Below are 20731 nucleotides of genomic sequence, written 5' to 3' on the forward strand. Positions count from 1 at the left end.
AAAATTGAAAAGTTCTTCGGAATTCAGGGGTAATTGACTAATTAATAAGGAGTATCTTTTTAAGGAGTATCTTTTTTGTAGTCTCATAAAATTTATTTAAAGTAATTTTTTTATAATGGGTGGATCTTAATATTATTTAGAAAGTATTGAAATATGTTAATTTATGGAATAGCAGGATATTATGTACGGCTACTACGATCCCCCCTTTTCAGTGGAACAGGAAGGAATTTCCATTTCTGTAGAAAGGACTGGAGACAGATGGACATACAGGAGAACTTCTGGAAAAGATGAGGTTGAAAGACTGATTCTTGGAGACCGAAAGCGAATTATCATAAATCCGGTTGAACCCCTGAACACTCCGAAAGAAATTACTCCGAATCTGCTGATAGAATTCGAAAAAACACTGCTTCTTGCAGGCGGAGAGAAAAAACAGATATTTTTGACTTTTCCGGTTGAAATAGGTGTCTTTATCTCGGATACCGGCAACAAGAATCCTCAGCTTATAGATGTGCTCACCCTGGTGAGGCAGAAATTTACCCTTTACGGAGAAGTTTCTAATGGAGTTGTCTGTAAGCACTGGAAAAGCAGATTATACTCGGTTTCTCCTATCCTTGATCCCCTGCAGGAAGGAATCATGGAGCTTACTCTGAGAAACGCTTCTTCGGACTGGGCTTCGATCTCAAAAGCCGTTTTCAGTGCATATGGGATGAAACTCTACTATGACGGGGATGTTTTTATGAAAGCCCGTATGGACATCCTCAACAGGAACACGGCTGAAACGGGTTTTGATATACAGCCGATTAACGGAGAGATGAAAGGTTATCTTGTGAAAGACCAGAAAATCAGGAAAGAGGCTTTTGGCGTTTACGGCCTCCGGAAGCTTGGCTTTGTGCCTCTTAAATTTTATATGGGGTGGGGTTTTTGATCCTTCCTGATATTAATCTTCTTGATTTTACCCTGTACTCTACATCAGAGGGGCCGGTTACCCCTGCGGACCTTATAAAGTTTATAGCCATTCTTTCATTTTCGATAATCTTTTCCAGAGTCCTCACAATTTACCTGCGAAGGTCTCTTAAAGACAGGGTCAGCAAGGATGTGGGAGAGCCTATCCTCAAACTCCTCTATTACGGAACCCTTGTTGTCATTTTTATTTCAATACTTCCTTTAATAGGGCTTGACCCATCAGGACTCCTGCTTGCAGGAGGGGTTGCAGGTATAGTGCTTGGTTTTGCAAGCCAGAACATTGTAGGAAATCTGGTTTCCGGCTGCTTCCTTATGTTTGAAAGACCCATAAAAATAGGGGACCAGGTGGAAGTCAACGGGATAGCCGGCTATGTCACTGATATCCGTATAATCTCCACTCTCATGCGAACCTATGACGGTCTTCTTGTCCGCATCCCAAACCAGCAGGTGTTTACAACAAATATCACAAATATCGTGGGACACCCTGTAAGAAGATTTGAATATACTATAAGAATCCGCTACAGCGACGATGCCGGCGCTGCAATATGGCTGATCAAGGACCTGATAGATAAGGAGCCTTTTGCTCTCCTGAGCCCGTCTCCATCAGTTTTTGTTAGCGACCTTGCGGACAGCTGGGTTGAGATTGCGGTCAGGATCTGGGCGCCTGTTAGTGAATGGTTCGGGCTGAAAACAAGGCTTTTGTGGAATATTAAAAAAACCCTTGAAGAAAACGGGATAGAAATCCCCTACCCGCAGCGCGTACTCCATATTAAATCCGAAGAGGAAAAAAAGCCGCAGGTGATTGAAGAGCCAAATGAAAATAAGCTTGAAGAAACTGAACCTGTTTTGAACTTTGAAGAAAGAGTATTGAATTGAGCCAGGCTGAGAAAGGAAGAAACTGATAATCTGAAGGAAAAAGGGGAAAAAAACTTTAAAGTCAGGATTTTCTTGCCATCTTTTTCCTGTACCTTCTTTCCGTTTTCTCTTTTTTTTCCCTTTTTATTTCCGCTTTCATTCTTATTTTCTGTTTTCAAGTATCTCCCTGATAGGTTTAACTGTAAGGGCTCCAGGTGTTCCTTTCATGCTGTGGGGCGGCCAGCTTCCGGATTTAATTTCTTCTGAGTTCTCATCGTGTTCATCTTCAAGAAGGAGAATCACCCCTATGTCCGAAGGGATGTCGTCGACCATCTCTGCTCCGCAGGAATCGAGTTCCTCCAGGGCTTTTCTTCCCTTTTTCGGATCAAAGGGAGCAGTGCAGCCTTTCACGACGTTTGTCCGGAAACCTCTTTCGAGAAAGCCCAAAGCGTTTCGGTAGATACAGACCTCATCAACCAGCCCTGTCATGAATACCTCATCAATTCCGAGTTCTGCAACCTTGAGTTCAAGTTCAGGGTTTGTAAAAGCATCGTAGTGGTCTTTCGAAAGCCTGATAAGAGAGACTGTTCCGCTGTTAACTACTTTTCTCACAAGGGCTGCAATTGGTTCAACAATCGTCTTTCCAAGCGGGGCCACAAGCCTGCCTTCGTATTCTTTTCCTTCATGTTCATATTTCTCGAATACGAAATCATTGGTCATATCCATAATAATTAGAGCTTTCAATTTTTCACCTTTTTTCATCTTTTAATCGGCTTCACCCTTTATCTTCTATTTTGCGTGATATGCGATAAGTTTACCGGAAATATTTTTTGAAACAGTCTCTTTGGATTAGTATGAGAAAATAAAAACATTTAATATATATTATATTAGAGAATATTTTACTGTAAAACGGTTACTTATTATAAAAATTAAATTTCATTCTCGAAATTTACTGCTTTAATTTTCTTATTTTATTCAGTTTTTCATCCTCCTGCAATCGGAGGGACCAGGACCATAACGTCCCCTTCTTTTAACACGGTCGCAAACCCTTCGAGAAAATCAGTATCTCTCCCGTTAACCAGGAACCTCACTTTCGGAATCCCGCCTGCGGTTGTGCCTGTTGTGGCTTCTTTGAACTCTGCGCCGTAGAGCGTTTGAAGGGCCTGCAGGGCAGTTCCCACGGTGTCACCGGAATGAAGTTCAAGTTCTATCTCGGATTTGTCGGTAATTTCACGGATAGTCGCAAGGAACTTTACATGGATTTTCAAGCCTATCTCTCCGGAAAAAGAATAAAGCGATTTGAAAGGAAATAATAAAAATCGTACATGATATTCTTCGAATTCCATGCCCAAAAAATGAAAGTGCTTTCAAGTACTTTCATGCCAAAGTGATATGTAAAGGCTCAGGAAATCCCGAGTTCCTTCAGCTTCTCTTTTGTGGGCTTTCCTTCAACCCAGCCACGAAGGGAATAATACTCGTGGATCATTTCCGGGACATGGGAGATCTGGCCTCTGGCGGGACCGGCCGGTACAGGATCTTCGGTGAGACGCTTTGGGAGGACGTCTTCATTCCTGTCAAGTCCATACATGTTGTTCATCAGCCGCTCCAGGTTTGTGATTCTTTCCCCAATTTTCAGGAGTTTATCGGCATCAAGTTCAAAACCTGTAATAGCTGCCAGCATCCCTGCATACTCGGGGAAGCCGAGGGCAAATGAGCTGAAGAGGCAGACAACAGAAGAGTTGATGGCTGATGTCAGGTCCTGAAGGATGATGGTCCATCTGGGCTTGTCCTTGACTGCGTAGGGGTCAAGCTTTTCAGGCAGCCCCAGAATTTCGGGAGAGATCATGTAGCCGTAGACATGGTCACCGCCGCGGTTTGCGGTTGCGTAGTTCAGGCCTATTCCCTGGATAGCTCTGGGGTCGTAGGCTGGAAGTTCCATGCCTTTGACAGCCATGGAGAGTTCCGGAGCCCCGTATTTTTCCGAAAGCATTTTAGAACCGAGGGCAAGATCAGCTCCGATCCCTGCGCGGTAGGCAGTCCTCCATATGGCTTCAATCATTGAACCGGGATCCCCGAAGCGCAGGTTAAAGCCGTGGAGCTTTTCCTGCGGGATTTTTCCTTTCTCCACAAGTTCCATGGCACAGGCAATCGTCCCTCCCATGGAGATTGTGTCAAGCCCTAGCTCGTCGCATAGGTGGTTGGCTTTTATCAGGGCGTCAAGATCCTTTACTCCGCAGTCGGAACCAAAGGCAAAGATGGTCTCATACTCCGGACCTTCGGTGTCGCGGACGCTGAAAGGCCCTTCAGGCACATCGGACTTCCGCCCGCAGAGTATAGGACAGCCCCAGCAGCCTCCGCGGCCTGTAAGGTACTTTTTAACAAGGGTTTCCCCGCTCTGTTCATCGGCTTCAGGGAAGTAAGCTTCCTGGAAGTTCCGGGTCGGGTAGGCTCCGCTCTCGTTGATGATATTTACGAGGACGGCAGTCCCGTAGGTATGCAGCCCTCCATCGGGAGCTGTAACCGGGTTTTCTTTTATCTTTTTCATAGCCTCCGCAACCCTCTCTTTCAGAAGTTCGGGGTTTGCAGGCTCAGCCCTCTGGCTCCCGGAAACCACTATCGCTTTCAACTTCTTGCTCCCCATGACCGCACCGAGCCCTGTCCTCCCGGCAGTCCGGTACTTGTCGTTCATGATGCCGGAAAAGGGAACTAAATTTTCTCCAGCAGGCCCTATGCAGGCAACAGAAGTCTTCCTGGGGTTTTCCGTCCTTCCTGTCAGCTCGTCCGTGACAGCATGGACTGTCATTCCCCAGAGCTCCGGAGCCTCTACAAGCCCGGCTTTCCCGTCCACGATGCTAAGGTAAACAGGCTCCTTTGAAATTCCCCGGAAAACAACTGCGTCATATCCTGAAAATTTCAGGTAGGGTCCCCATTTGCCTCCGGAATTTCCGCTCCCCACAGTCCCGGTCTGGGGAGATTTGCTGCAGACAACGTGGTAGCGCCCGCTTGTAGGGATCTTTGCCCCTGTAGCCGGACCGCTTGCAAACACAAGCAGGTTGTCAGGGTCAAAAGGCTGCATGTCAGGCCTGAACTCATCATATACGAGTTTAAGACCGAGCCCTTTTCCTCCGAGGTACATCCTCAGCGTTTTTTCGTCAAGAGTTTTATCCCTAAGCTCTCCGGTTTCAAGATTAACATCAAGAATTTTTCCTGCATAGCCCCCTAACATAGATAGTCTCCTCCATGAGTATAGTTTTAGTTTTTCAGACTATTCAGTTTTGCAGTTCCGGCAGCAATTCCTTACCCTCCACAGGACAGAGCTCAAAGGAGAGCCTGCCGAAAAATTTTACACCACTGATATAAAGCGATGAGAATTTAAAGTTCGTTTTAGAATCAATTATATAACAGTTCCTTAATATAAGAATTTACACGAAAAGAAATTCATTGAAATATTCTTCGCAGTTCCAGTTACATTAAGATTAAAAATATTCAGGCAGCATTTTAAAATGAGGTATCCGATACCTCCATTTCTGCCCTGCCAGCCAGAGGTTTTTGAGAACTTTGCTGCAGACTGATTCTTATGATGAATTCAGTGCCTTTCTCCCTTTTTAGTTCGATTTCGCCGTCTAACTGGTCTACCAGAATACTAACAAGCTGCAGACCAAGCGTATCTGAATTTTCCAGGCCAATGTCTTCTGGAATGCCTGTTCCGTCATCTGAGACAATAAGAGCATATCCTGTACCTTTTTGCTCTCCATTCCTGCCCGGTTCATTTCTGGAGTTTTCTTCTCCAGTTCTTTCTTCTTTATGGAGTTTAATTCGGATTTCCCCTTTGTTTCTGCCTTTGAATGCGTGTTTTAAGGAATTGGAAACAATTTCATTGACAATTATCCCTAAAGGAACTGCCGTATCCATGTCAAAGAAGATATTGTCTTCAAGGTCTATTTTTAAGCTGATATCGGCATTTCCGAGGCTGTATGTCTGGAAAAGGCTCTCAACCAGCTTTTCAAGGTAAGGAGAAAAGTACAGTGTGTTGTTTCCTCCGCCTTCGTGAAGTTCTTCATGAATCAGGGCAATAGACATTATTCTATCCTGGCTTTCCCGAAAAGCGTTAAGGACATCGGAATCTTTAACATATTTTCTGTTGCTGAATTTTTCAGCCTGAAGATCCAGGAGAGAGGAGATAACCTGCAGGTTATTTTTTATCCTGTGATGAATTTCCTTTTTACGGGCAATCTCAAGGTTTACCAGGAATTTTTCAGCTTTTTTTCGTTCTGTGATATCCTGAATTGTTCCTTTTATTCGGATAGGAGTGTTATTTTCATTGAAAATAACCTGGGACTGCATATGGATAATACGTTCTTCTCCGTCAGGAAGGATAATTCTGTATTCAATACTGTAAGGTTTTCCGCTTACAGCTTTCCTGGCGGCATTATCAAAGTAGTCCCGGTCATCCGGGTGTATGTGACTCAGGTATTCATTGTAAGACGGTGCTTCTTTTTTGGGATCTCGCCCGAATATACGATACATTTCATCAGACCAGTATGCTTTATCGGCTGCAATATCCCATTCCCAGTTCCCTATATGAGCCATTTTTTGAGCTTCAGCAAGACCTTTTTCGCTCTCTTTCAAGGAGTTATAAGCTTTCTCAAGCTCTTGCGTGCGCGTTTTAACCAATTTTTCCGAATCATTAAGTGTTTCCTTCAATTTCTCTTCTACTTTCTTTATATCTGTAATGTCCCGTGAGATAGCAAGAGCAGAAATCACTTTACCTTCAGAAAACTCCGGAACTATTTTGGTACTAAAATAGTATTCTTTTCCCTGAGGCGATTTATACCCATATTCCATTTCTTCGGGTTTGCCTGTAATAAAAACATTTTCAATATGCTCTTCCCATAATTTAACTATGTCCGGATCTATCCCCAGTTCACTGCTGTTTTTCCCTATAATCTCTTCTGGAGAGTAACCGGAAGCTGAACCAGCAGGATTAATGTATGCGTAGCGTTTTTGTCTATCAAAGCGGGCAATTACATCGGGAGAATTCTCAGCCAGAGTACGGAATTTATTCTCACTTCTAATCAGTGCCTCTTCAGCTTTTTTGCGCTCGGTGATATTGGTGAGCATTCCCATAGAGCCTGCAAACTTTCCATCCCTGTCAAAGAAGGATTTAGTATTTACAAGTGCCCATAAAGGCGAGCCGTCTTTACATATAAATTTAAATTCATGGCTTTCATCAATGCCCTGCTGCCTCTTTTTCCTGTTCAAGCCGGGAACAGTATTATCTATTTCATCGGTGAAGTCCCACCCTGATCTGCCAATCATCTCATTCTGAGTATATCCCAGCATCTCCGCCATTTTCTGGTTTACGTAAATAGTCCTGTCTTCAGCATCAATTATCCATATGCCTTCGTTTGCTGTCTCTACAACACTGCGGTACTTTTCCTCGCTCTCCCGCAGCGAATTCACCAGTATATCACGTTCAGCCAGTGATTGAGACAACCTTACATTGCTGTAGCCCAGCTGCGATATCATGCTGGCAAGCTTCATGAAAAAAACCATGATTGTATTCAGAGTCTCTTTGCTCAGCCGCGGAACTTTTTCTAGAGCTGCTATATATTCTTCCTCATTAAAGCCATAGTGTCTTGCCTGGGATCGGAAAAGCTCATAGTCAGGATGCTCATCTTCAAAAAAGAACTGACCTAAAAAGATATTGCCTACATGCTGGCCGCCCACAATAATCGGGGTTGCTGTGTCCCACATATTGTTTTTGCATTTGTACAGCTTAAATTCTCCAGGAGCAACACCCCTGGAAAGCTCTGTATCACTTTCTACGCAGTGTTTACAGGATTCGGGATGAAACCTGTGGAATCTGGTGCATATATCCTGCCATCCGACACCTACCAGAACATTGCCTTTGAGATCGATTATGCCTATAGGGATGTGAGCAAGCTTATAGAAATCTTCCATAAAGGACTGAATTGCTCGGGCATCAATGATCTCAGCAAGCTCCAGGTTTGCCGTCTCATGAGCAGGCGGGAGAATGTTCTCAAGATTCAGGTTTATTTGAAGTTCATTCTGGTTCAGTGACTCCTCTACCCGCTGATCTCCAATAATGTAATTCCCAGACATCCTTAGCTTTTCGCTCATTCAGGGTCCCCAACTATTAAATGCGATTTGAACGATTGTATTTGTTGCCTGTAAGTAACTGTGTTAATCACTATTATTTTTGAGACTATTATTTTTAAGTTGCGGGATTATTCTGAAACCCCTGCATGTTAAGAGAATTTGCCCCATTATCTGTTTTTAAGCCATTATCTGTTTTTAAAAATAGAATCAATCTGCAGATCCCAAAATGCTGCGCCATAAATAAAGTTAATTATATATTAATTATGCCCCTGTGTTTTTAAAACTCAAGCCAAAAAAGTTTTGTAAAAAAGATAAAGATTACGGGTTTCTGACCCAAATGTACGATAGGGCAGAGTTTTGAGACAACCTTCTCAATAAAAGTACAGAGTTTTTCAGTTTAAAAGAAAATACCTTGCAGAAAAGGCAGATAAAATAATTGTACGATTTCATTTCTTCGTGATCCGCCACTTAACCAGCTTATCTGTTTCAACTCTTTCGATCTCTTTTCTTTCAGTCAGGTCCTGCAGGATTTCAAGAATTTCTTTTTCCTCAATCTCAAGATCATACCTGTCCTTGAGCTCATATATTAGCCGGGAGACATCAAGCTCCCCGTCTTCAAGAATCTTTTCGGAAAAGCCTGCAAGATCCTCGTAACGGGCCCAGGGATAAATAATCCAGCGCCACCGGATGACCTTCTGACCATAGTAATCAGGAACAAAAGAAGAACAGGTCTTATGCTGGAGGACTGCAGTTTTGATATCAGCAGGGCTCATGCCCTTTATATAACCGACCGAAAGCTTCAGGGTATCTCCGGTATCTGTGATGTCATCTACAATAAGAACTTTCTTTCCTCTAATATCAACAGAAACCGGAAATCGAATTACCGCTTCTGCTTTCATTTCCGCCCCCCTCATGTAGTGTTCGACCTTCATTGTCGTAAGCGCGTTAAAAAGTAAGAAATCTGAAACCAGCCTGCCTGGAACATAGCCTCCCCGCCCAATAGCAATAATCAGATCAGGGTGGTAACCTGAAGCTTTGATTTTCCGGGCAAGAAGTTTAGAGATGCGATAAACCTCTGCAAAACTTACGAGTTCGCACTTGAAAGACCTTCTTTCTGCTGGAGAGCATACGGGTTTCTGGACTGCTTTTTCTGTGTTCAGTAAATCGCCTTCTGTCTGCATATCTTTCAGGTTTCCTTCTGTTTAAGCCGCATTATTGTATAGATTAAAAACAGTCTGAAGGTAAGCAAAAAGGATATTCGAAAAAGGTCTCCTTATTTCTATCCCGAATTATAATTTTACTGGAAAGTATATAAGATTATTTTAGAAAAAGAATAAAAAGTATTTTCCTGCTCAATTCAAATTTCCGGCGGAGCCATGGTCTGAAAAAAGAAGCAGGCTGCAGACTTCACAAAGCGGCATTAAGATGAAAGATTTTAACAATTCAGCGACAGCAATATTATTGTATACATGTAACTTTCGGCTCAGAGCTTAAGAAAAACAAGCTCTGTAAAAATCCTTATTTAACGCCAGATTAGCTCCACTACATTTTCCAATATTTCATACATTGTCAGTTTAAGTTTTATTTCTTAGACGTTATTGTAGAACCTTCCTGCTACACCTGGTTCTCCAAACTTTCTTTTGATATCAGAGAACGTTTTCCTGCTGTTTTCCGTTAATAGGGTTTGTAGAAACTTATCTATATCAGCTTCAAGAAACTATAAATAGATAAATAAATACCATAATATTCAGTCAAAATAATGGGGATTAGTCATATCTGAGGATTTTTACACAGCTATATTTATAAAAATCGTGGGGTAAAAAAACGGAATTGAGAGGATTTCTACCGGGCCAATAGAAGAAAGATTATTATCTTTATGCTTACAATTATTTCATACAGTTATGTGAAATATTCTTCATCCAGTCATTTTTATAGTCGTACCTGGCTGAAATAACAGGCTTAACCCGAAAAAACTCTGACTTCAATGAATTGCATATTATCCTCTATAAAATTGGTTAAATATCAAGGTTTTTCAAAATTCTCAACAAATTTAATAATTCATGTTCAGGGGTCTAAAATGAAAGGAAAGAAATGTAATAAAATATTTAGGGGGCAGACTTTCAATAAAACTTTGTGGATTATGGTACTTGCTTTTTTAATGCTGATAAGTATCGCAGGCGCCACACCATTTGCATACATTACAAATGGAGAGAGTAACAATATCTCCGTAATTGACACAACCACAAACAAAGTTACAGCTACAATATCTGCAGGATCCAATCCAGTGGGAGCAGCAATTAATCCGAGCGGAACAAAGGTATACGTGGCAAATGCTAAAAGCAACGATGTATCTGTAATTGACACCGCAACAAATGCTGTCATAGCCACGGTGCCTGTAGAAAGATCTCCTAAGGGGATTGCGGTCAGCCCGGACGGAAAAAAAGTATATGTAACAAACCTGGCCAGTAATACCGTTTCCATAATTGATACCACATCAAATACCGTTGTGAGTACAGTAAAAACAGGAAAATCCCCTGCAGGAGTAGCAGTGAGTCCTGATGGAAAAAAGATATATGTAACAAATAACGGAGACAAAACTGTCTCTATAATTAACACTACCACAAAAGCTGCTGTAACCACGGTATCTATAGGAAAAAGCCCTAAAGAAATTGCGGTTACTCCGGATGGAACAAGGGTGTACGTAGCAAACTCCGATAGCGAAAGCATCTCTGTAATTGATACTGCAACAAATGCTGTCATAGCTACGGTGAAGGTCGAGGGAACAGTTACTGGAGTTGCAGTCAACCCGGCGGGAACAAAGGCATATGTGACTAATAATGGCAAATATTTCTGCACAGTTTCTGTAATTGACATTTCTACAAACAAAGTAACAGCCACTATACCCGTAGGTCCCGGCCCTGCGGGAGTTGCAGTCACACCGGACGGAACAAAACTATATGTAGCTATCAACCTCTGTAACACTGTCTCCGTAATTGACACTGCAAGCAATACTGTTACAGCCACTATGCTTGTGGGAAACAGTCCTTATGTTTCAGGCCAGCTTATAGGTTCTATCCCGGTACAGCCGGTTTACCCTTCAGCGGACTTCAGCAGCAACATCACAGCAGATTATGTTTTCCTTTCCTCACCTGTACAGTTTAAAGATCTATCTGAAAATGCAACCAGATGGAAATGGGACTTTGGAGACGGGTCCAGTTCAACAAAACAGAATCCAGTACATGCCTATTCTGAAAAAGGAATCTATACCGTTAGCCTGACGGTTAGCAATTCAAACGGCACAGATTCAAAGACCGCTACACTAAGCGTTGTACCAAAAGGTTCTCCTGCGCCTTCATACGCATTTATCACTAACATAAACAGCAACACTGTTTCTGTAATTAACACAGAAAACAACAACTTAACAGGCACAGTGCCCGCAGGAATTAATCCAATAGGTGTTGCGGTCAGCCCTGATGGAAAAAAAGCATATGTGACGAACGCCAACTACAAACACAGGGGTTCTGTCTCTGTGATTGACACAGCCACAAATAAAGTTACAGCCACTGTGGATTTAGGAGATAAATACAGCCCCTGCGGGATTGCAGCTACACCGGATGGAAAAAAACTGTATGTGGCAAACCGTGATATCAATGGTGTCTCTGTAATTGACACAGCGACAAACACTGTTACAGCCACGGTGCCTGCAGGAAAATGGCCCATGGGAGTTGCAGCCACACCTGACGGGAAAAAAGTATATGTGACAAACCGTTACAGCAACACTGTTTCCGTGATTGACACGGGTACAAATACTGTAATAGCAAGCGTTAAAGTTGAAACTGGTCCCACCGGAGTTACAGTCAGCCCGGACGGAACAAAACTATATGTAACAAATTGTGAAAGCAACAGTATTTCTGTAATTGACACTGGTTTAAATACTGTTACAGCCACGGTGCCTGTAGAAGAATGGCCCCTGGGAGTCGCCACCAGCCCGGATGGAAAAAAAGCATATGTGGTAAACCAGCTCAGTAACAATGTCTCTGTAATTGATACCGCAACAAAAACCGTTATAGCTTCTGTTAAAGTCGGAAGAAAACCTTACGGAATTGCAGTCACACCGGATGGAACAAAAGTATATGTAGCGAACTGCGGAGACGAAGATGATCTCGGAAACACCGTCTCTATAATTGACACAGCCATAAACAGGGTTATAGCTACAGAAAAAACAGGTTTCAGTCCTGCTGCTTTCGGTCAGTTTATAAGTCCCCTCCCGGCACAACCATCGCTTCCTGCGGCAAACTTCAGCAGCAACATCACATCAGGTTATGCTCCTCTTTCAGTCCAGTTTACGGATTTCTCGAAAAACGCAGATGGATGGAACTGGAACTTTGGAGACGGGGAAGACTCAACAAAGCAGAATCCCACGCATACTTACTCCAGAGCAGGGAATTACAATGTAACGCTTACAGTAAACAACATAAACGGTACTGATTCGAAATTTGTCACAGTAACTGTTCTGGCACAGCCCGCATTTTCTGCATCCCCAGCATCAGGAAAAACCCCTCTCAACGTCAGTTTCACTGACCAGAGCACAGGATCGCCAGCATCATGGAACTGGACTTTTGGAGATGGAACTTATTCAACGAAAAAGAACCCTGTGCATGTATATAAAAAATCAGGGAAATATTCTGTTACTCTGACATTAAACGAAACGGGAAACAAAACTGCAGTAACAAAATACAGCTATATTACTGTTTCAAACGGTTTTGAAGCTCCTGTTGCTGCTTTCACGGCATCCCCAGCTTCAGGAAAAGCGCCTCTTACAGTTAGTTTTACGGACCAGAGTACAGGGTCGCCAACCTCAAGGAAGTGGAATTTTGGTGACGGCACACATTCAACCGCGGAGAACCCTGTACATACATATGACAAAGCAGGATTATACTCTGTTACATTAACAGTTAGCAATGAAAAAGGCAGCAATACCTTAACAAAAACAGACTATATAATAGTTTCAAACGTTTTAAATGGTCCCACCGCCAACTTCTCTGCGCCTCTTACTTCCGGAAAAGCACCTCTTACAGTTGAGTTTTCAGGCCAGGGAAAAGGATCTCAAACATCATGGAAATGGTATTTCGGGGATGGGAATAATTCAACAGAAAAGAATCCTGTATACACATACAATAAATCAGGACTTTATACTGTTAGATTGACAGCAAGCAATGAAAAAGGCAGCAATACGTTGACTAAAACAGGTTATATTGCGGTCTCAACTGTTTTAAATACTCCTGTATCTAGATTCTCTGCATCCCCTGCCTCAGGAAAAGCGCCTCTTACAGTTAGTTTTACTGACCAGAGCACAGGGTCTCCAACTTCATGGAAATGGTATTTTGGAGATGGAAGTAATTCAACAGAAAAAAATCCTGTACACACATACAATGAATCAGGACTGTACTCTGTTTCATTGACAGTAAGTAATGCAAACGGCACCAATGGATTGACCAGAACAGGCTGTGTTGCTGTCTCAAACGTTTTGGATGCTCCTGTTACCAGTTTCTCTGTGTCTCAGACTTCAGAAAAAACGCCTCTTATAGTTCGTTTTACCGACCAGAGCACAGGATCGCCGACCTCATGGAAATGGGGTTTCGGAGATGGAAGCGATTCTACAGAACAGAATCCAGTACACACATACAATAAATCAGGAAACTATACTGTTTCTCTGACAACGACCAGTGGAGGGGGCAGTAACAGAGTGCAAAAATCAAGCTATATAGATGTAAATTCTGAAAGCGGTAGTGTGGTATCTAATTCAAACTTTATCATCCCTGCTGCCGCCTTTTCAGCAACTCCAACTATGGGAAGTATGCCTCTTACTGTTAGTTTTACTGACCAGAGTACAGGGTCTCCGACTTCATGGAAATGGGCTTTCGGAGACGGAAGCGATTATTCAACAGAACAGAATCCTGTACACACATACAATAAACCAGGAAGATACAATGTTACATTGACAGCAAGCAATGCAAACGGCAGTAATGCACTGAGCAGAACAGGCTATATTGCTGTCTCAGGTGTTCTGGATGCTCCTGTTTCCAAATTCTCTGCTTCCCCTGCTTCAGGAAGCATGCCCCTTAAGGTTCGTTTTACTGACCAGAGCACAGGGTCACCGGTTTCATGGAGATGGGCTTTTGGAGACGGAAGCAATTATTCAACAGAACAGAACCCGGTACACACATACAATAAATCAGGAAGATACAATGTTGCATTGACAGCAAGCAATGCAAACGGCAGCAATACACTAACAAAGTCCAGCTATATTGTTGTTTCAAATGTATTAAACGGCCCTGTCACCAACTTCTCTGCGTCCCCCACTTCAGGAAAAGCGCCGCTTAAGGTTAGTTTTACTGACCAGAGCACAGGCTCACCAGAGGAATGGAAGTGGACTTTTGGAGATGGAGGTTACTCTACAGAAAAGAATCCTGTGCACGTATACAATAAATCAGGACTATATTCTGTTACATTGACAGCAGGCAATGCGGACGGCAGTAATTCGTTGACCAAAACAGGCTATATTGCGGTTTCAGGAATTCAAAATATTCCTCTTACCAATTTCTCTGCATCCCCTACCTCAGGAAGCATACCTCTTACTGTCAGTTTTACTGACCAGAGCACAGGGTCACCAGTTTCATGGAGATGGACTTTCGGAGATGGAAACAACTCAACAGAACAGAATCCTGTATATACATACAACAAATCAGGATTATATTCTGTTTCATTGACCGCAAGCAATGCAAACGGCAGCAATACGTTAACAAAAACAGGTTATATTGCGGTTTCAAATTCCCTTGTTGCTGCTTTTTCTGCATCTCCGACTTCAGGGACTGCACCTCTTAATGTCAGTTTTACTGATCAGAGCACAGGGTCACCAGCTTCATGGACATGGGCTTTCGGAGATGGAAGCAATTATTCTACAGAAAGGAACCCGGTACACATGTACAATAAAACAGGGCAGTATACTGTCAGCTTAACAGTAAATAATTCTGGAAGCATCAGTACTGAAACCAGGACCAGATATATTACAGTAAACAAATAATCGGGGTCAAAAAACGGCTTTGTAGAAACCTGTCTATACCAGTTTCAGGAGGCTGAAATAGTTACAAGAGATGATGAGATTCATTTTAAATTAATGGGGATCAGTCATTTCTGAGGATTTCTACAGAGCCAAAAAATATTTTTAGTTTATTGCCTGGACGAACCAGAATAGAGAAATCTAAACCTCAGCAGTTTTTACACCTTTTTTTCTTTCGTATTATTTTCTGATAAAGGGTTGAACTTCAGTCGTAACTTACAGTTTATCTGCTCTTTTACTTACAGTTCGTATCAATGTTCTAAAGATTGAGTCAATATACTTGAAAATTCATTTTGTTACCTGAAAATATTTGAACCCGGGAAGGCATAAATATACATTAAAGTATGAGAAGAAATAGAAAGTAGGGGGATTTGTGAAATGAGGGGTTTCTGGAAAAGAGCAGACTGAAGCTCTAATTACATTTCTTGTTTTTCTGACATTTTTATAATTCCATTTATCTGGACGGGCTTTTAAAAACAGATGAAATAAAAAAGGATATTTTAAGCAACAGCCGATGTCATATAAGTAGCCGTAAAAAGAGAAGCAGTGGGATAGGATAGAGGGCATACCTGCCGAAAAGGAGCTTCAAAGCTATGCTTTCAAGAAATCATGACCAGATAATACAGGAAGGTCTGGCTTTCATTGATGAAGAATTTGAGGAGGGCGTCAGCCAGGCTCTTGCCTCTCTGACAGAGATGGGAAAAGGTTACCTGAGTGAAAGAAAGGAGCTGGAAGCTGAACAAACGATAACTTCCATAAAAGAAATAGGAAAGGCTGCTGCCCTTCAGAGAATGGAAAATGCAGCAGTGAATGCTATCAGGTCCCTGGATAAGATACTCGAGTGCTCAATGAAGCAGAATATGGAAAATACGACTGTCAAAGTCCTGCTTTCTTTCGGGACCATAGGAAAAACAGCTGCAGAACAGCAGCTTGAAACTGTAGCCAGACTTGCAGCATCAATGCTAGGGAAAAGCGGAAACACTGCTGCTCTCATGAACAGAGAAAAGGAAACTATCGCGGTTACAATCGGGCTTGGCGAGATAGGAAAAGCTGCTGCCAGAACGAGATTTCCCGATGTTTCGGAAAATGCTGCCATATGCGTTTCCTGCCTTGGAGATACCGGAAAGCTGGCTGCTCAGAAAACTCTTGAAGAAGCTGCAATCGGAGCGGAAATCATGTTAGAAGAAATGGCGGCAGCAGCTATGGAAGAAAACCTCCAGAGTGCTACAGGAAGCATCGCAGCTTCTATTGAAGAAATAGGAAAAAGCGCTGAGGAAGAAGAAATGGAAAACGCCGTTTTTCAGGCTGCTTCAGCCCTCCAGACAATTATGAGCAGCGCAGGGAACAGGTACCTGAATGATGCCTCAATTGCAGCAAAGATCGCCCTTGAAACTTTTAACGAACTTGACCTGATAAACAATGAAGAAAGTATTAAAAAAATAGAAGAAATAAGAGAAATGATGAGATCGCTGTGGGTAGACTCAAAGTAGAAAGGAAGAAAAAAGTGATAGTAAAAACAGTACAAAAATAATCCAGAAAAAATAATTCTGGAAAAAACCAATTCCGGAAAAAAGTTCCGGGATCTTTAATTTGTCAGTGACTGTATAGGAGCCGGAATTCTTCCTCCCCGCTTAACAAAAGTTTCTGAACTGAAATTGCTTACCTGCATAACAGGTGCACTTCCGAGCAGTCCGCCGAATTCCACGGAATCTCCCACCCCTTTTCCGGGTGCTGGAATCACCCTGACTGCAGTTGTCTTTTTGTTTATTACCCCAATTGCCATCTCGTCAGCAATTATTGCGGAAAGGGTAGCAGCAGGGGTATCGCCTGGAACTGCTATCATGTCAAGGCCGACTGAACAGACGCTGGTCATAGCTTCGAGTTTTTCAAGAGAAAGAGCTCCGGCTTTTACTGCTTCAATCATGCCTGCGTCCTCGCTGACAGGAATAAAAGCCCCACTGAGGCCTCCCACGGAAGAAGAAGCCATTGCTCCGCCCTTTTTTACGGCATCGTTGAGAAGTGCAAGGGCTGCAGTCGTGCCGTGGGCTCCACAGCGCTCAAGGCCCATAGCTTCCAGAATGGCTGCAACACTGTCCCCGATTTCCGGAGTTGGGGCAAGCGAGAGGTCCAGAATTCCGAATTCCACACCAAGCCTTCTGGATACTTCTCTTCCGACCATTTCTCCCATTCGTGTAATTTTGAAGGCTGTCCTTTTGATCGTCTCCGAAATTTCCGTGAGATCAGGGTTTTCGAGCTCACAAACAGCCGCATTAACCACTCCAGGCCCGCTTACGCCCACATTGATAACACACTCGGACTCACCTATACCGTGAAAAGCTCCTGCCATAAAGGGATTGTCTTCAGGGGCGTTTGCAAAAACCACGAGTTTGGCACAGCCTATCCCGTCCCTGTCGGAAGTCAGTTCAGCAGTATCTTTGATTACTTGCCCCATCATGCCGACGGCGTCCATATTGATACCCGCCTTTGTGGTTGCAACGTTTACGGACGAGCAGACCTTCTCGGTAGATGCAAGAGCTTCAGGGATTGAGTTTATGAGCTTTAAGTCCCCGGGTGTTGTCCCTTTATGAACAAGGGCGCTGAACCCTCCTATAAAATCAACACCTGCCTCTTTTGCGGCTTCATCCATTGTCTTTGCAACGGAGACAAAGTCCTGAGATTTGCAGCTTTCGGCTGCTATGGCTATGGGAGTTACGGAGATCCTCCGGTTAATGATAGGAATCCCGTAAAGGCTCTGAATATCATTTGTCGTCCTGACAAGGTCCTTTGCCCTGGAAGTTATTTTCTCGTAGATGTTCTCGTTAAAGACATCGATATCCGGATGGCTGCAATCCCTGAGGCTGATCCCCATAGTAACTGTCCTGATATCCAGATGTTCCATCCTGACCATCTGAATTGTTTCCAGGATTTCTTTCGGATTTATAAGCATGAAAAATCCTCCTGCACCTGCAAGATCAGATCCTGTGCATGAAACGGAAAGCATCTTCATGCTGCACCTTAACCTCAACCCCCAGGCTCTTTCCTTCAGCATCCATAGCCTGCTGGAAAGCTGCAAGGTCAAAGTTTTCCTTAGGGGCTTCTGCGAGCATGATCATTGTAAAGATGCCCTGCATGATAGTCTGGGTAATGTCGACAATGTTTACATTGTAACTTGCCATAACAGTGGTTATTCTGGCAACAATTCCTACCCTGTCGCTGCCAATTACCGTGATAATGAAACGGCCTGATGTCATGAAGTATCTCCTGTTAGCCTGCTTTTGTCTGGCAGGTTGATATATGAAAACTGTAAACAAAGAATTTTGTCTGGATTGAAGACCTGATAGATAATAAAGTAAACTGTTAAAGTAGAAGGTTCTAACTCTGACATAGCCATTTAATCCGGTAGGAATAAAATTTATTCAAAATGATGTTTTAAAAAAGTAGCAGAGAAAATGGTTGAAAAAGCGTTTTTAAGAGTAAAAAAATGGAATCGTCTCAGTCTGTATTCCAGGAGAAAATTAATGCTCAGGTCAGGGCTCCGCTCCAAAACAGAGCTTGATAACTCTTTCCGCAAGGCTCTGAACATTTTCCCTGCCCCTGATTTTTATAGAGAAATCGGCGTATTTGTTATACAGAACCAGCCTTTCTTCGAAAAGCTCTTTAAGGCTTCTGTCCCTGAGCCCTACTATGCCCCTTTTTCTTGCATTAGGAATCCTTCTTACGATGCTTCTGAAAGGAGCGTCCAGAAAGACAATCTTCGATATTTCTTTCAGGTGCCTCATGGCATCTCTGGAATAGATCACGCTCCCTCCGGGAGAGATAATGCAGTTGTCCAGCTGCCCGAGCCCCAGAATGGCTTCCTCTTCAAACCTTATAAGGGCAGAATCACCCTGTTTATCAATGAGGTCCTGAAGGGGCATTCCTGTTTTTTCAGTAATCAGGCGGTCAACGTCAATAAAAGTGTAATTAAGGCGTTTTGCAAGTGCTTTCCCTATAGTGCTTTTCCCTGCTCCTGCCATACCGATTAATGTTATGTTCATTGCCACACGCTTCCTGCCTGTAAAATCAAGAACACAGTGCCGAAAAATCCCGGGATAAAGGGTCGGCAGTCCAGAATGTCAGGACAAAATATAATCTTCTGCTATATAAAGTATGCAATGAGAATAATTTTGAGGAAAAGAAAACTCACAGGATATATATAAAATATTTCAGGCATATGAGGTATATTTAGCCAACACTTACGATAGATCGAGAAGCCGATACAAGATTTAAGAAGCTGTATAGGCTTAATAAATCATTTCCTTATGAGCTGTTCTTTCCTTCCTGTCTTTTGATAGCTCTGGCTGCAAATACGCTTCTCAACTTCTTTAGAGGAACTCATGAAAGCTGACATGAACTCAAGAAGGACAATCCTGTTTCCTGAGATATAATGCCTGAACAGGCTCCGGGTTGTAAGCTTATCCACCTGTTCGAGGGAAATAATTGCAAGGTACATAAGAAGCCTGATAAAAAACACAAGATGGAGAACAAGCATTTTGACCCAGGGGCTGTCCGAACTGATCGCCATCCCGCAGATCCAGTTGCAGAGCTTGAGAGAATTAGAAAGAAGCCTGATCTTATAAAAGTGTAAAAATAAAGCCAGAATTACTAAAAAAAGTGCTGATCCGGCTAATAAATTAATTTCCTGAGCTGGTATGTCCATATGAGTCATTAATCATACTTTTTAATATTATTTGAATATATCCATTTTTCAGAAAAGAGCAAAGAAAAACGGAAGGGATGCCTGACAAATAAAGTGTCTGACTCGAAAAGTTTGCCAGCATGCACCCCCGAACCGGATAATACAATAATTCCGGAACCGCTGTCAAGTCATGACTGTAAGCTCCTTCTGGCGGGAACGAAAACGGAAAATCCGGATCCTTACATAAGCAGGAGGAACGATTGCCTTTAGACATTTAACCTTGTTTGAACTTATATTTAACACTATTCTAAAAATTAGTAATAACATACAGGGTACGTCTAATTAAAAACCTGCTAGCCTGAAGACAGAGTCAGCTTTCAAAAAAATATGAAAGCCAAAAATTTATAATCTGCTGTTATATCCTGTTTCAAAATCCTGGCTTATTCTTTTATATTTTCGATCACGTGTTTGCCCCTTTCAGCAGGGATAATTGTCAATTCAGCGCCTGGAAACTCTTTTTTGAGCGGCTCCCCTTCAGCGATTCTGTCCATTGTGATTGCTACCGCCGCAACTTCGGAATGGGGCTGGCTGCCCACAGCTACGTTCCAGTCAGCGAGCTGATAAATTTCAGGTGGGACCTTTTCTGCTCCAACAACGATCATGAGTTTGTCGCACTTTTTGAGCTCATCAGTAACATCGGGAAGGTTGACCCCGTACATGGAAAGGTGGCAGACTTTCCCGCCTTCTTCTTTCCATTTTTTTATTTCCTGCTTGAAACTGACGTTATTTTTAATGTAAAAGTTTCCACCCCAGCGCTGGACCACATCTTCAAGGCTCTGCACTATTCCGGAGTCGTCAGAAGCAAGAAGCATGCCCTCAGCTCCAAGCATCCTGGCAGTTAAGCCAACATGTGTGGTAATTCTCTTGTCCCTTTCAGGACGGTGCCCCAGACGCAGTAATACAATTCTCTTCATACCCGGCTAAAACCCTGA

14 protein-coding genes are annotated in these 20731 nt (G+C 42.8%); 4 read left to right on the forward strand and 10 right to left on the reverse strand.

Features of this window, described 5'->3' with window-relative positions; genetic code table 11:
• Nucleotides 1-181: 181 nt before the first annotated feature.
• Nucleotides 182-925, forward strand: a complete 744-nt coding sequence (locus PLL47_RS03425) for a DUF432 domain-containing protein (RefSeq protein ID WP_324444797.1) — start codon at nt 182-184, stop codon at nt 923-925.
• Nucleotides 913-1839 carry a mechanosensitive ion channel family protein gene (locus PLL47_RS03430; protein ID WP_324444798.1) on the forward strand — a complete coding sequence of 309 codons (927 nt, stop codon included), beginning with the start codon at nt 913-915 and terminating at the stop codon, nt 1837-1839. The genes PLL47_RS03425 and PLL47_RS03430 overlap by 13 nt, the downstream gene beginning before the upstream one ends.
• Before the next feature lie 141 nt (nt 1840-1980).
• Here PLL47_RS03430 and PLL47_RS03435 read toward each other — a convergent pair whose 3' ends face one another.
• The 5 genes from PLL47_RS03435 to PLL47_RS03455 all read right to left on the reverse strand — a co-directional run bounded on the left by PLL47_RS03435 (nt 1981) and on the right by PLL47_RS03455 (nt 9122).
• A complete protein-coding gene (locus PLL47_RS03435) occupies nt 1981-2580 on the reverse strand; it encodes a cysteine hydrolase family protein (protein WP_324444799.1) in 600 nt (199 codons plus the stop codon).
• A 221-nt stretch (nt 2581-2801) separates the two neighbouring features.
• Entirely contained in the window at nt 2802-3086 is a 285-nt protein-coding gene (locus PLL47_RS03440; protein ID WP_324444800.1) for a MoaD/ThiS family protein, read from the reverse strand.
• A gap of 134 nt (nt 3087-3220) precedes the next feature.
• Nucleotides 3221-5044, reverse strand: a complete 1824-nt coding sequence (locus PLL47_RS03445) for an aldehyde ferredoxin oxidoreductase family protein (protein WP_324444801.1) — start codon at nt 5042-5044, stop codon at nt 3221-3223.
• A gap of 272 nt (nt 5045-5316) precedes the next feature.
• Nucleotides 5317-7962, reverse strand: coding sequence for a PocR ligand-binding domain-containing protein (locus PLL47_RS03450; RefSeq protein WP_324444802.1), 2646 nt, complete (start codon nt 7960-7962; stop codon nt 5317-5319).
• Nucleotides 7963-8387: 425 nt separating this feature from the next.
• Nucleotides 8388-9122, reverse strand: a complete 735-nt coding sequence (locus PLL47_RS03455) for a phosphoribosyltransferase (RefSeq protein ID WP_324444803.1) — start codon at nt 9120-9122, stop codon at nt 8388-8390.
• A gap of 959 nt (nt 9123-10081) precedes the next feature.
• Here PLL47_RS03455 and PLL47_RS03460 point away from each other — a divergent pair.
• Together PLL47_RS03460 and PLL47_RS03465 are read left to right on the forward strand one after the other, a co-directional pair.
• Nucleotides 10082-15025 carry a PKD domain-containing protein gene (locus tag PLL47_RS03460; protein ID WP_324444849.1) on the forward strand — a complete coding sequence of 1648 codons (4944 nt, stop codon included), beginning with the start codon at nt 10082-10084 and terminating at the stop codon, nt 15023-15025.
• A 629-nt stretch (nt 15026-15654) separates the two neighbouring features.
• Nucleotides 15655-16551 carry a hypothetical protein gene (locus PLL47_RS03465; RefSeq protein WP_324444804.1) on the forward strand — a complete coding sequence of 299 codons (897 nt, stop codon included), beginning with the start codon at nt 15655-15657 and terminating at the stop codon, nt 16549-16551.
• A 95-nt stretch (nt 16552-16646) separates the two neighbouring features.
• Here the strand turns inward: PLL47_RS03465 and PLL47_RS03470 are convergent, their stop codons facing one another.
• The 5 genes from PLL47_RS03470 to PLL47_RS03490 all read right to left on the reverse strand — a co-directional run bounded on the left by PLL47_RS03470 (nt 16647) and on the right by PLL47_RS03490 (nt 20713).
• Entirely contained in the window at nt 16647-18008 is a 1362-nt protein-coding gene (locus tag PLL47_RS03470) for a PFL family protein (RefSeq protein ID WP_324444850.1), read from the reverse strand.
• 25 nt (nt 18009-18033) lie between these two features.
• Nucleotides 18034-18312: an ACT domain-containing protein gene (locus PLL47_RS03475; protein WP_324444805.1), complete on the reverse strand. Its 279-nt coding sequence runs from the start codon at nt 18310-18312 to the stop codon at nt 18034-18036.
• Between the two features lie 276 nt (nt 18313-18588).
• Nucleotides 18589-19098 (reverse strand): shikimate kinase, encoded by a 510-nt coding sequence (locus PLL47_RS03480; RefSeq protein ID WP_324444851.1) that lies wholly within the window; start codon nt 19096-19098, stop codon nt 18589-18591.
• A 254-nt stretch (nt 19099-19352) separates the two neighbouring features.
• A complete protein-coding gene (locus tag PLL47_RS03485) occupies nt 19353-19769 on the reverse strand; it encodes a hypothetical protein (protein ID WP_324444806.1) in 417 nt (138 codons plus the stop codon).
• Nucleotides 19770-20179: 410 nt separating this feature from the next.
• Nucleotides 20180-20713 (reverse strand): tRNA (cytidine(56)-2'-O)-methyltransferase, encoded by a 534-nt coding sequence (locus PLL47_RS03490; RefSeq protein ID WP_324444807.1) that lies wholly within the window; start codon nt 20711-20713, stop codon nt 20180-20182.
• Nucleotides 20714-20731: the final 18 nt, after the last annotated feature.

Origin of the sequence: Methanosarcina sp., assembly GCF_035390745.1 — an archaeon.
Classification (GTDB): domain Archaea; phylum Halobacteriota; class Methanosarcinia; order Methanosarcinales; family Methanosarcinaceae; genus Methanosarcina.